Annotated in this window: 16 protein-coding genes and 1 tRNA gene; 8 read left to right on the top strand and 9 right to left on the bottom strand. The window is 60.4% G+C overall.

The window, feature by feature from the left end; genetic code table 11:
- The first annotated feature begins 14 nt into the window (after positions 1-14).
- Entirely contained in the window at positions 15-341 is a 327-nt protein-coding gene (locus J0X25_RS27965) for a hypothetical protein (protein ID WP_207290803.1), read from the top strand.
- Positions 342-369: 28 nt separating this feature from the next.
- Here J0X25_RS27965 and J0X25_RS40005 read toward each other — a convergent pair whose 3' ends face one another.
- The 3 genes from J0X25_RS40005 to J0X25_RS27955 are packed head-to-tail and all read right to left on the bottom strand — an operon-like array spanning position 370 to position 1,775.
- The gene (locus J0X25_RS40005) at positions 370-612 is read right to left on the bottom strand and encodes a DUF7344 domain-containing protein (protein ID WP_425600934.1); all 243 of its coding nucleotides are present in this window, start codon (positions 610-612) and stop codon (positions 370-372) included.
- Positions 543-842 carry a DUF5518 domain-containing protein gene (locus J0X25_RS27960; RefSeq protein ID WP_207290802.1) on the bottom strand — a complete coding sequence of 100 codons (300 nt, stop codon included), beginning with the start codon at positions 840-842 and terminating at the stop codon, positions 543-545. The genes J0X25_RS40005 and J0X25_RS27960 overlap by 70 nt, the downstream gene beginning before the upstream one ends.
- 42 nt (positions 843-884) lie before the next feature.
- Positions 885-1,775 (bottom strand): hypothetical protein, encoded by an 891-nt coding sequence (locus J0X25_RS27955; RefSeq protein ID WP_207290801.1) that lies wholly within the window; start codon positions 1,773-1,775, stop codon positions 885-887.
- Between the two features lie 101 nt (positions 1,776-1,876).
- Here J0X25_RS27955 and J0X25_RS27950 point away from each other — a divergent pair, with 101 nt between their 5' ends.
- Positions 1,877-2,182 carry a DUF3892 domain-containing protein gene (locus J0X25_RS27950; protein WP_207290800.1) on the top strand — a complete coding sequence of 102 codons (306 nt, stop codon included), beginning with the start codon at positions 1,877-1,879 and terminating at the stop codon, positions 2,180-2,182.
- A gap of 9 nt (positions 2,183-2,191) precedes the next feature.
- Here J0X25_RS27950 and J0X25_RS27945 read toward each other — a convergent pair whose 3' ends face one another.
- Positions 2,192-3,103 carry a metallophosphoesterase family protein gene (locus J0X25_RS27945; RefSeq protein ID WP_207290799.1) on the bottom strand — a complete coding sequence of 304 codons (912 nt, stop codon included), beginning with the start codon at positions 3,101-3,103 and terminating at the stop codon, positions 2,192-2,194.
- Positions 3,104-3,322: 219 nt separating this feature from the next.
- On the opposite strand from J0X25_RS27945, the gene J0X25_RS27940 reads away from it, so the two are divergent.
- The gene (locus tag J0X25_RS27940; protein ID WP_207290798.1) at positions 3,323-4,168 is read left to right on the top strand and encodes a hypothetical protein; all 846 of its coding nucleotides are present in this window, start codon (positions 3,323-3,325) and stop codon (positions 4,166-4,168) included.
- Between the two features lie 21 nt (positions 4,169-4,189).
- Here J0X25_RS27940 and J0X25_RS27935 read toward each other — a convergent pair whose 3' ends face one another.
- Entirely contained in the window at positions 4,190-4,531 is a 342-nt protein-coding gene (locus J0X25_RS27935; protein WP_207290797.1) for a hypothetical protein, read from the bottom strand.
- Between the two features lie 23 nt (positions 4,532-4,554).
- Between J0X25_RS27935 and J0X25_RS40000 the strand changes: the two genes are divergently transcribed.
- The 3 genes from J0X25_RS40000 (at position 4,555) to J0X25_RS27920 (ending at position 5,925) form a co-directional block, all read left to right on the top strand.
- Positions 4,555-4,785: a hypothetical protein gene (locus J0X25_RS40000; RefSeq protein WP_207290796.1), complete on the top strand. Its 231-nt coding sequence runs from the start codon at positions 4,555-4,557 to the stop codon at positions 4,783-4,785.
- A 46-nt stretch (positions 4,786-4,831) separates the two neighbouring features.
- Positions 4,832-5,371, top strand: coding sequence for a TaqI-like C-terminal specificity domain-containing protein (locus tag J0X25_RS27925; protein WP_207290795.1), 540 nt, complete (start codon positions 4,832-4,834; stop codon positions 5,369-5,371).
- Between the two features lie 383 nt (positions 5,372-5,754).
- Positions 5,755-5,925 (top strand): hypothetical protein, encoded by a 171-nt coding sequence (locus J0X25_RS27920; RefSeq protein ID WP_207290794.1) that lies wholly within the window; start codon positions 5,755-5,757, stop codon positions 5,923-5,925.
- Between the two features lie 459 nt (positions 5,926-6,384).
- Here the strand turns inward: J0X25_RS27920 and J0X25_RS27915 are convergent.
- Together J0X25_RS27915 and J0X25_RS27910 are read right to left on the bottom strand one after the other, a co-directional pair.
- A tRNA-Ile gene (locus tag J0X25_RS27915) sits at positions 6,385-6,458 on the bottom strand.
- 67 nt (positions 6,459-6,525) lie between these two features.
- Positions 6,526-7,125, bottom strand: coding sequence for an FxsA family protein (locus tag J0X25_RS27910; RefSeq protein WP_207290793.1), 600 nt, complete (start codon positions 7,123-7,125; stop codon positions 6,526-6,528).
- Positions 7,126-7,284: 159 nt separating this feature from the next.
- Between J0X25_RS27910 and J0X25_RS27905 the strand changes: the two genes are divergently transcribed.
- Together J0X25_RS27905 and J0X25_RS27900 are read left to right on the top strand one after the other, a co-directional pair.
- Positions 7,285-8,934 (top strand): DUF255 domain-containing protein, encoded by a 1,650-nt coding sequence (locus J0X25_RS27905; protein ID WP_207290792.1) that lies wholly within the window; start codon positions 7,285-7,287, stop codon positions 8,932-8,934.
- Between the two features lie 86 nt (positions 8,935-9,020).
- Positions 9,021-9,824: a TrmB family transcriptional regulator gene (locus J0X25_RS27900; protein ID WP_207290791.1), complete on the top strand. Its 804-nt coding sequence runs from the start codon at positions 9,021-9,023 to the stop codon at positions 9,822-9,824.
- A gap of 9 nt (positions 9,825-9,833) precedes the next feature.
- Here J0X25_RS27900 and J0X25_RS27895 read toward each other — a convergent pair whose 3' ends face one another.
- Positions 9,834-10,583: an MBL fold metallo-hydrolase gene (locus tag J0X25_RS27895; protein WP_207290790.1), complete on the bottom strand. Its 750-nt coding sequence runs from the start codon at positions 10,581-10,583 to the stop codon at positions 9,834-9,836.
- Positions 10,584-10,672: 89 nt separating this feature from the next.
- Positions 10,673-11,605, bottom strand: a complete 933-nt coding sequence (mptA, locus tag J0X25_RS27890; protein ID WP_207290789.1) for a GTP cyclohydrolase MptA — start codon at positions 11,603-11,605, stop codon at positions 10,673-10,675.
- Positions 11,606-11,915 lie beyond the last annotated feature (310 nt).

The raw sequence follows: 11,915 nt of genomic DNA, 5'->3' as shown, positions 1-11,915 counted from the left end.
CGGGTTATCGGAGCATGACACGCGAATCTTCGGGACAAAAACAACCCAGTAGAGACAACAATCCGCTGCCGAACCTCGTGACGATCGTCGGTCGAGGTGTTCCCTCAAGTTATGAAATTACCGTCGATGGCGAGATCGAGATGTTGGAAGCTGACCACCGCGAAGAAGCGACAATCATCTCCGGCGGGACGGCAGAGAGATCGATTGACGTCGGTGTCCAGCGATTCCGGTTTTCTGGCCTGATGGCGAACGTCCGATTGGTCGATTGGAATGGAGTCGAAGCGCCTGATTCACTGAGTACGCCGACCGTCAATATCGAATACGGCGCCGCCGAGCGATAACGTGGTCAGTCGTCGGCTGGCTGCTTAATCACACGGGCAATCTCGGGATTGCAGTGAATTTGGGTGGCGGGCCCTGGACCTCCACAAGACCGGCGTCCGGCTTGTACTCAATGAAGTTGACCTCAGTCGCTTTCGGGAGATGAGTGTGTTGGAGTTCGATCGCGATATGCTCTTGATCTACTGCAGAGTCGTCCCAGTCAGCTACCGTTTCGACGAATTCGTCGACAGAGACAGGGCGGTTCTGCTCCTTGAGATGAACGTTCCCATCAATACGAATGGAATCAGCATGATCACGCCAGCGATTGCACCGACTTTCAGCCCATTGTTTGGTTCACCGCCTTCAAGGTAGCCGGCGATCGCTCCGCCGAGAATGGTTGAGAAAGGAATGAACGAGAGGATGATGCCGGCGACTCTCCCGATAAGTGCGTTGATCAGGGTGCTTGAGCCGGTATCGTTGGCCGGTGCATCGACTGTAGTGGTCGGAGAGGGATCGGGGACCATGCAAGATGGATTCTGAAGCCACGATAAAAAATATTGATCTTATTAGAAGGTGAACGTGTGCTTGATCTCGGAATCTGTGAGAACTTTCTGCGGTACGATGATGACCGACTGCAACTCGTTGAGTCCGTCAAAGAGGATTTTCCCAATTGTATCAGACGTGCGTAGCCCATCGCCCAGAAACTGAGACGTGTGGATCTCTTCGAGAACAGCTTTCTCCCAGCCCGGGGTGTCTCCATCCGGTAAAACCTCGTCGAGGAAAAACTCGGGGATGTCGAGAAAGAACTCGATGAGGTCTGGTACGAGATCCCATGCAAGATCCTCAATCACCAGATACGCGTATTCATCCCGATGCCCAATCGGCTCGCAATACTGTCCAGTAGCGACTGTACGCTGTTCTATAAATTCCGAGAAGGCGCGGCAGACCAGTGCACCAAACACGGAAGAAGTGTACACCGGATCCGGATCGCTCGCCAATCCATCTGCAGGCCCTGCATGAATCGGTGTAACCGAGAGGATCTGTTCCAGCGCATCAAACCTGACATCTCTAGGTCCCTGTTCGACGCTGAGCAGGAGCCGATAGAACCCGTCAGACTGGATCTCAGCCACCTCATAGTCCTCCAGGAGTTCCTTGATGAAGGTCGCTCGCTGTTCCGGCGGGATATTTTCTGCATCCGCCTCCGATAGCTCCGTACCGCGTTCTGGCGCGTAGTCTTCACCGAGCGTGTAGGTGAGCCCGAGATCGTGAAGGGTCCAAAACTGCGAGGCTTCAAATGCATCTCCTGACTCGAGACCCATCCCCTGGAGAACACGGATGGCGGCTGGTTCAAGCTGGAACGTGTGAGCCGGTGGTGGTGGCGATCGATTCTTAATCTTCACAAACCACGGTGACCGGTCCCCGTCTGATGTTCCTTGACGTTTCCAGAACTTCGGCATCACTGTCTACCTAGATAGCCGTTTGATATGAAGATACAGGTATGATCTACTTTCACCTCCCTTGGCTGGTCTCTTTAACCGTGTAGAATAGACGCCTTCTCATGGCCGAATGGGCAGATTACGTGATCACGCACGTCCGATACAATGAGGACGGTGGCCGGATCAGTGCGGTGAAGCGACGGAAAGATGCCGGAACAACACTGATCGAACCGGAAGAGAAGGACCGGTGGGAGGTGATCATGGGGCTCACAGTTGGTCTCGAATACTGTACCGCCTACAAGAACAGCGACGGTGACTATGTGCGTGACGAGGACATCCACAAGGTTGATGTCATCGACACGACGTATCTCCGGACGGACGGCAACGAAATCGAGCAGGACAACCTTGGAGAACTGCCTGAATTCTGAATCGGGTTCTCAACTCCGATTAGCGTAGAAATCGATCAAGTGCCCATCGTCGTTGTAGACGAGCGACCCTTTCGGATCTCTCTCCACCTGAGAAATATACTCAGAGAATTCGTCCGCAAACCCTGTTGGTGGCGATTCCCACAGCTCTACCGCGCACTCGACGATCTCGTCTTCGGACGCATAGTCGCGGTCAAGTCCGTGGGTAACGCCGTAGAAGGCGGTTTTCGACATTTCACGCAATAGTTTGACGGGTTTCCAGCAGAACATGCAGTTGTGGTACTCCGGCCCGATCAAGACTCCTCGCTCCTGGTGGCGCTGGCAAACGGTCGTATCAAGACTACCGATGTTCCGAAAGTCAACGTCAAACGGTGGTTCGTCACCAACTTTGACTACGAAATATCCGCCATATAGAGTCGTAGCGGCTTTCGAATCATCCCGGTACAGGAATGCGGAATTGAGCATCCGGTCCTTGTACCGGCCGGTGTGCGTGTGGCCGCAGAAGTAAGCCCGGCCCGGGAAATGGTCGATCATCGCCTTCTTCTCTGTATGTGTGACGAGAATATCGTCGGGCGCGACGGCGTCCGGATCCTGGGTAAAGCGTTGGTCTCCCACGGTGACGGAGCCTTCCTGTGGGACATAAGCCCCAACATCAAGAGTGTGGTCAAGATCGCCGTAGTAATCCCGATTTCCGTACACATAGACGAGGCCATTGTCGGCGCGGTCAGCAAGCGTTTCCAGATACGGTTCGACAGCCCGGAGCTGTTCCCCGCCAGTCGCTTTATCCTCGTTGTGGGCGTTCGTGAAGTCGCCGACGTGAACGACAAAGTCGAAGCGCTCGTCCTCGGTATCGGCCACAACCCGTTCTAATGATTCTGTATTCCCGTGGTTGTCGCCCATCACGAGGATCCGCTGCGAGGCCATGGTCTTCCTGAGTCCTTGGCCAAGTATAAACCTACAGTGATGACTCAGTTCAAACACAAGCTACCCGCCTGATCGCAAGCCGTCTGTCTGACTCATGATACATGTCTGACGTACGTTTAAGTCGCGGCTCGAATTACCGCCGATAAAATCCTTCAAACACTGAAATTCACAACAGCCGAAGCGGTTACAACCAAACTCGCGATACCACCAAGACACACCATGAACCCCGACCCTTCCCGCAGTACGACCCTGTCGCGCCGCGCAGTCCTGACCGGCCTCGCATCCATCGCTGCCCTTCCAACTGCAACCAGCGCTGCGAACACGACAGGCTCATTCTCGTTCGGTCAGCCGTCGATCCCCAATGCATTTCGCGGTGAGTCCTGGAAACAGAACGATTTGGGCGAAGACGATAACAACGACGTCGCCTGGATCGGTCAGTCTCTCCAGAACACCACGATGAAGTCCCGTATCGAAAAAGACCTCGGCATCAGCCCACCGCTATGGAACCTGTACACGTGGAACCTTGAGACGATCCGCAGCGAGAAATACATCGACTACAACAGTGACGATGACGGTGGAGGCATTCCACTCCTGAGCCAAGTATCGCTGCCCATCGGACCTGGCTCGGTGTTTATTGACCTGGACGAAATCGACCAGTTTCTCGAGGACAACACGGAGAGTGTGGTCAGTGCCACCGCCGTAGAGCTGTTCACGGATCAGGTCGAGTCGGATTACCCGTTTAGTCAGATCGATATCTGCTCAGGGCTCTACGATGAGGAATGGCTCAGCTGCCGGTTCAACGATGTCAGCTATAGCAACGCCGAGGCCATCCTTGAGGACTCGTTCACCATCACTGCCACGCACACAGCAACAAACGGCGACGAAGAGTTCGAAATTGAGTACCGTGGCTTCCTCGTTGTCCAGACCTACAACCGGGGCGAATCCTATACGGCTGCAGGAGTGGTCTACCCGGAACGGATGGATGACGACGGATGGTGGGGTGACTACGAGTTTGGCGAGTCATTCATCGCCGATAGCCGCGACTTCATGAAGAACACGAAGTAGAAGCACTGGCCGAAAACAAATTTAGAGCGGTAGTTGTTCACGTACCCAGTCCCGAGGTAGCGGTAACCTGATTAGAGTACCATACAGCAGGATACCCCATACGGCCAGTTCGAATACTTCGACCAGCTGCATGGCGAAGAACGCGCCCTCTCCGAAGAAGAGATCGGCGAGATAGCCAAAGTAGCCGCCGGAATTACCGGTCACGTTCAGCGTCTGGTGGATGCCGATCGTCAACAGAATCCCGATCGGTGCGAACGGGAACAGAACCTCATCAGTTGCATCCTTGAGGAAGACAACGCCCAGCATCACCACCATCACGATGAACGCCGTCCAGACGAAGACAGGATCTTTTCGATGAGGCACATCACATCCGTGCTCCCAGCTGGATGGAGCTACTTGAGACCGTAGACAGTGCTAAGCGAGTGTTATTGACCGCAACTCCATTTCGCCGTGACCGGCAGACGCTACCCGGTCGGATGGTGTATCACTATCCCCTGAGCAATGCGATGGAAGAACGGCTGTACCAGCCACTATCTTTGACTGAAGTCTCGACGTATCGCGCTGACGATCCTGATAGAAAATTGGCAGCAACGGCAGCTGTGGCTATTCAATCCTGATGCTATTCAAGAGATTCCGGATTCGATCCACGTATTTAGCGAGCAGGTGGCCAGTGACTCATCGGTACTACCAGACGACGACTCCGGCACGGTAGCGAATCTGGTCTCATATCTACGCGACGGTGTCAACAACTATGGTTTGCTAGGGACGGGCGCACTCGAAAACCGTCCGTACTGGTACCGGCCGGAGAGACAAGCTCCTCCCAGGGTTCTGACTCAAAACGGGAGTCGGGATGGATTCACGTTCCGGCTGAATGAGACGGAGGCGCGAAACATCCACAATTTCGATGGACTCTACGACGTGGCGGTGAACAATACGGGGCTGAAGGCGTTGCTGGCGTATTTGAATAGCGGCGTTGCTGAGCGCGTCGTTCGCAATCACACGCAGACACGGCAAGGTGGCTTTGCAAAACTGGGGTCGGGGACTCTCAAAGAACTGCCTGTAATCAACGTGACCGATATGGACGATAAGATGGTGACTGGCCTTGCTGACTTGTTCGATGCACTACGAGAGACAGATCGACGCGACGGTGATTGCGAGCCCGTTATTAATCGCATCGACGCTGTACTCCAGCAAACCTTGTGATTCAGAGTGCGTCTTTGATTCTTATTCTCGGCTAGGTGACCCCGACACCCCTCCGCGAGAATAGTAGCAAGTCGAGATCGTTACAGTGACTCGCTGTCGGGGCCGTCTCGAACAAGTTTGCACCGACGAGAGTGCGGTATCTTTCCGACACCGAAAGTACGACTGGATGCCGAGGTATTGGGTACGAAGCAGAGGAGGATTTTTGAGCGCAGCCACATGTCGACAATATGTTCCGACGCTCCTTCCTCACGGCCCTCTCGGCAGCCTCGTCACTCCCGTTAATCCCCAATCGACTCGGATCAGACCGCCCGCCAGAAATCCCGTCTGAAGGCAGCCTCATGTTCTGGTACCACTTTTACTCGGCTATCCAGCGTGACCGGCCAATGAGCACCGAACGGGCGCGCAAAAAGACAGTCGAGGAACTGACTCTCCAGAGCCTTACCGACGCCGAAGCCATCCGGCTCTTGGAGTTGGCGAACGAAGGTGAGTACAACACCGACGATATGCCCGAACGGTGGCACGGTGTCTTCGAGGAGATGGAACAGCGAATTTGATCGAGTTTAATCCTGTCGCGCGTGAGATCAGCCCCACGCTCTGATCGTCACCAGCCCAGCACCGGTTACCGACCAAAATCGGAGTCTGGTCAACAGATTCAGAGGATAGTTCGATTGTCAGCCCAACACGGACCCGCAGAATCATTGCGCCCAGCTCCGCAGGCATTTGAACCGTGAGTCTAATTCCGCCTCTCGGAGTTGAATCAAGATTAATTGCGTTACAGATGATGAGTCACTAACACAATTTTTAATAAACGATTTTCCTTTAACCCCAATATTTATCACTCATCCAACCGTTTGAGCTAATCGGAATCCCAAGACGGAGGCGACCCGCGTTCAGAAGTGAATCAACTAAGTGGCGAAATCGAAGGGGCACCTGTTTCTTCGAACGCCGTGAACGGAACTGTCGAGCGCTAAACCCGGTGTTACCGGACGTCTAAGGACCGTTCAGAAGCTGAGTGGGCCAACTCGGATTTGAACCGAGAGCCTCCACCTTATCAGAGTGGCGCTCAACCTAATTGAGCTATTGGCCCGCTTCGCATGCAGTAGTTGCCGGGTGGGATGTTTAAGCGTTTCTTTCTTCGGGGGCCGTGCGAACCGCTACCGGGCGGAGGGGTCGTCGTCGTCGGGCTCGTCGATATCGGACGTGCGTTCGTCGCCGAAATCGATCGTGTACCCGTCCCCACCGGCGTCGTCGACCGTGTAGTCGTCGGCACCGAGATCGTACGTGCCGCCGTCGGTGGACTCGCTCTGTCGGTCTCGAGTCGCCTCCTCGTTGGGGAAGCCGAACGTCCAGACGTTCCCGCTGGCGAAGCCGCCGGTCTTCTTGTCCGCGTAGGGGACGATCACGAACCGCTTGAGCGCGGCCCGGATCGGGATCCGAGTCAGCGGGATGACCAGCAGGAAGCCGATGGCGTCCGTGACCAGTCCGGGCGTGAGCAGCAAGGCCCCGGCGGCGATCAGCAGACCGCCGTCGAGCAGTTCGTTGGTCGGCGGCTTGCCCTCGGCCAGCGACCGCTGCATCTTCCCGATCGTTCGGCGGCCCTCGGCACGCACGAGTAGCATGCCGACGAGCCCGGTCAGGACGACGAGCAGCACCATCCCCACCCAGCCGATGTACGTCGTCTGGCTGACGACGACGGCGAGGATCACCGCGTCGAGAAAGGGGATGAGCAACAGCGCGAAGATCCACCGGAGCATGCCGCGATATAGCCGACGGAGGGTGAAAACACTTTACTCTCGTGTCTCGTTCCGTAATTCGGGAGGTATCGAGCCGTTCCGGGCCTGACAGCCGGTTGACGCCCGAGGCGGGTCGGAATCGAACGAAGGGCTTACCCACGCGACGAGCGAGGAACCGGTATGGACGACCCGACGCGTGTCGAGTGGCGCGAGTGGGGTGGGGACGCCTTCGACGAGGCCGCGGCAGCCGAGGTTCCCGTCTTGCTCTCGCTGACGGCGACGTGGTGTGACCACTGTCACGAGATGGACGAAGAGACCTACGCGGAACCGCGCATCGCGGCGAACGTCAACGACAGTTTCGTTCCCGTCCGCGTCGACGTGGATCGCCACCCGCGCGTCCGCGACCGGTACAACATGGGCGGGTTCCCCTCGACGGTGTTTCTCTCCCCCGACGGCTCGGTGCTGACCGGCGCGGGCTACCTCGGCCCCGACGGGATGCGTCAGGTCCTCGATAGCGTCCGGACCATGTGGCAGACCAAGGGCAGCGGCGCCGGCCGAATTCCGCGACCGCTTCGGGAGGATAACCCGCCCGCGGGCGAACTCACCGCCGATATCGAATCCGCGATGCTCGGCCAGTTGACCGAGGCGTACGACGAGGTCGCCGGCGGCTGGGGGCAGAGCCCGAAGTTCCCGCTGCCGGACGCCCTCGAGTTCGCCCTCAAACGCGACCGGGAGATGGCGTTGCGATCCTTCGACGCGGTGGGCGCGAACCTGTTAGACGAGTACGACGGCGGCTTCTACCGCTTCGCGGCCGAGCGCGACTGGGCCGGCCTCCAACACGAGAAGCTCCTGGACTCCAACGCCGCGCTCGTGCGCGCGTTCGCGAACGCCTACCTGCTGACGGGGAAAGACGAGTACCGCGAACCGGCCGAGCGGACGGTCGACTACCTCACGACGACGCTGTGGAACGACGACGTCGACGCCTTCGCGAACAGTCAGGCGCCCGGCGAGGGCGCCGCCCACACCCTCGACGCGACCGACCGGGCCACCGCGGACGCCCCGCCGGTCGACGCGGGGGTGTTCGCCGGCCCGAACGCGCTGGCCATCGAGGGCCTGCTGACCTACTACGCCTACACCGACGACGAGCGCGCCCGTCGGTACGCGGATCGGGCCCTCGAGACCCTCCGCGAGGAGTTGCTCGTCGACGGCGTCGCCGTCCACGTCCTCGAGGGCGACGCCGAATCCGGACCGAACGACGAACCGATCCCGCTGCTCGCGAACCAGGCCCGAGCGCTGGGTGCCCTCACCACAACGGCGAGCACGTTCGAGACCGACGTCCTGGAGGACGCGACCGCCGTCGCGGACGCGACGATCGACCGACTCCGCGACGGGGACTCGTTCCTCGACGGGCCGGCGTCCGGGGCCGGCCTGCTCGACCGGCCGCTCCGGCCGCTGGATTCGAACGTCGCTCTCGCGGACGCGCTGCTCGAACTGTCCGTGCTAACCGGCGAGGATCGCTACCGGGCGGTCGCCCGAGAGACGCTCGAGGCCTTCGCGGGCGCCAGCGATCGCTTCGGCGTCCAGATGGCCCGCTACGCGACCGCCGTCTCGCGGCTGCTCGAGGGCCCGCTGGTGATCCGCGTCGCGGCCGACCCCGGTTCCGACCTCCACCGGGCCGCCCTGCGGATGGCCGACCACGAGAAGGTCGTCGTTCCCGACGCCGACGACCTCGAGGCCGGACGGGCCCGCGTCGAGCGCGGCGACGAGGTGTCGCCGACCGCCGAAACACCCGACGAGTTGAGCGAACGCGTCCGGTCGGTCCTCGAATAACGTCGACAGAGCCGCTGTGGGCCGCGAGTAACTCGCGTGTCAAACGACCACAGCGTTTATGTTTCTTCGGTCGGTTTTCTCAGCGTATGGCCAGTCTCAGGGACCTCGGGCTCTCGGAGTACGAGGCTCGAGCGTATCGGGCGCTGCTCAACACCGGGCCCACAACGGCCAAGGAGTTGTCCCGCGCCAGCGACGTGCCGATGGGGCGGATCTACGACGTCCTCAACAGCATCGAGCAGTACAACCTCGTCCGGAGCCAGACCGCGAGTCGGCCGAAGAAGTACGTCGCCGTCGAGCCGTCGACGGCGCTGGATCGGCTGCTCGAGGACAAGAAACGCGAACTCGAGGAGAAGGCCGACCAGTACGAGTCGATCGTCGACGACTTGGCCGACGAACTCGACGCCGCCGAACCGGTCGAGGACCAGTTCTGGACCGCCGCCGTCGGCCCGGAGGAGACGGTCGACCTCATGCTCGAGCGACTCGCGGCCGCCGACGACCACATCGTGATGGTATCGGCGGATCCGTCTCCCCAGTGGGACATGCAGGCCGTCAGCGAGGAGGTCAACGCGCAACTCGAGGACGCCCTCGATCGGGGCGTCACGGTCGACCTCCTGATGACCCGTGAGATGGTCGCCTCGATGTCCGAAGACGTGGGCCAGCGCTACCGGGAGACTCTCCAACAGCGCGACGATTTCGACGTGCGAACGAACGACGACATCAGCGGGTCGTTCAACATCATCGATGGCGTGGAAGTCTGCATTCAGGTGCCGAACCCGCTCTCGTCGGGCGACGCGTTCGGCATGATCGACCTGAAGGATCCGGAGTTCGCCGCGAACGTCCACGAGGAGTTCGTCCCGCGGTGGGAGGAGGCCGAGTCGCTCGAGTTCTGACGCGCTCGATTACTCCTCGTCGAGGACGACCGGCACGCTAGCGGCCGCGACGTCGGCCGCGAACTCTCGGGACTCGGCCTCGAGGTCGGGGAACGTGTTGTAGTGGATCGGGAGCGCGAGGTCCGGTTCGATCGTGGCTGCCAACTCGGCGGCTTCGGTTCGGTTCATCGTGAAGTTCGTCCCGATCGGCGGCAGGAACAGCGAGATCGCGAGGTCCTCGTGGACCTCGAGCACGTCGGAGTCCCCCGGCCAGAACGCGCTCGTACCGTTGACGACGAACCGGTAGCCACAGCCGAATCCCTCGGGGTGGATCGGCTCGCCGTCCGCATCGGTGTTGCGCCCGTCGGAGTGGTTGTAGGCCGGGAAAACCTCGAGGTCGACGCCCCGAATCGCGAGTTCGTCGCCGTACTCGACGCGCCGGACGTCGTAGGGGAGCGCCTCGAGGGCCTCGACGTCGCGGCCGCCGTCGCGGATCGCGTCGGCGTCGACGGCTTCGTAGGCGACGACGGTCGCGTCGTCGCTCGCGACCCGGCGGACGCCGTCGGAGTCGTAGTGGTGGTCGTGGGTAATCAGGACGAGGTCGCCGTCGCGCTCGTCGTAGTCTCGGCCGGGCGGATGCGGGCGGTCGCCGTCCCACTCGCCGGTGAGCGTGCCGTATCGGCCCGGGTCGACGTAGACGACCGTCCCCTCGTCCGACTCGATCCTGACGGTGGCGTAGCCGAGCCACGTGACCGTCAACTCGTCGTGGCGTACTGTCACGAGGGGTCGTATCCGAGTCGCACCGATAAAGGTTGGTCTCGCTCGGTACCGCCGCGTTGCGAATCGCTGCGCGACCGATCGGAGCGCGATCAGTCGTCGTCGCCGACTTCCTCTCGCAGGGTACCCATCTCGACTTTCCGCTCGGCGTGGGCGTTGTGCTGGTGGATCGACTCGTCGTTGGACTGTTTCATCGTGATCACCGCGTCGTCGGGGAGGTGGTCGAACTCGTCGACGACGCCCTCGGCGAGCGCGCGCACGCAGTCCTCGACGAACTTCGCGTCGGCGTGGGCCTCGTAGGTCATGTGATCCTCGTCGGGCCGCTTCGCGAGGTTGTAGATCCGGGCGCTCATCGAGTCGCGCGCGATGTCGATGACGTCGTTCAGGTCGACCTCGGGGTCGCCGTTCGACTCGACCGTCAGCGTCGCGTGCCCTCGCTGGGAGTGACCCGGCTGGGGAACTTGCTCGAGGAACTCCGTGATCGTCCCCTCCTCGACGCCCAAGTCCTCGAGCGTCTGCTTCGCGCGCGCTGCGGACATCCCCTGCGAGCAGGGACAGACGGTCATGCCGGTGACGGTGGCGCCGATCTCCTCGCGGGTGCCCTCCTCCGTCGCCGTCGCGGAGGCGACGATGTCGACCGTGTGCTGGGTCTCGCGGTCGCTCGCGGGGGTCTGCTCGCGGCGCATGAACTCCGCTTCCATCGCGACCATCGCCTTCGAGGTGTAGTCGTGTTTCTCGAGGAGCCGTTCGGCGGCGTCGCCGCAGACGTCCTCGACGCGGTAGGCCTCCTCGCGGGTCGCGTCCTCGAGGATCTCGTCGATGACCTCCATGTTACGGCTCATGTCCGCGCCCTTGCGCCAGGCGGGCAGGTCGACGAAGACCTCGAACTCGGCGGTGAGGACGATCGGGCGCTTGCCCTCGCGGGCGATCTTGACGAGTTTATCGACGCCGGTGACGCCGACCTGACTCAGGCCGACGGTGACGTCGGGCGACGACGCCTGCACGTCCGGGAGCTGGTGACTCATTGTCCGCATTCAGGGCAGGCGGCGATTCAACCTTTCGGAACGCGAAGACGTCGGTCGTCGGGGCGCCGGTTCCGCGAACGCCGGCGACTCGAGAACCCCCGCGTACTGCGGTTCAAAATCGAACCGAACGCAGTCCGTAGCCCGTTGGCTCTTTAAGTGCTTCTGGTCACAAGGTGAAGATACGACGGGAGAACGTCCTTCTGAGAGGTTCCGGTTCCGCCAGCCGAGGCTATCGGCGAACTGTTCGTCGTCAGCCCGCTCAGCGAATCGCTCGTTGCCAGCCCTATCGGCGATCCGACCGTCGTCCGTT

The sequence above is a fragment of the Haloterrigena alkaliphila genome (genome assembly GCF_017352155.2).
Taxonomy (GTDB): domain Archaea; phylum Halobacteriota; class Halobacteria; order Halobacteriales; family Natrialbaceae; genus Haloterrigena; species Haloterrigena alkaliphila.
This window is presented reverse-complemented; position numbering and strand designations above follow the sequence as displayed.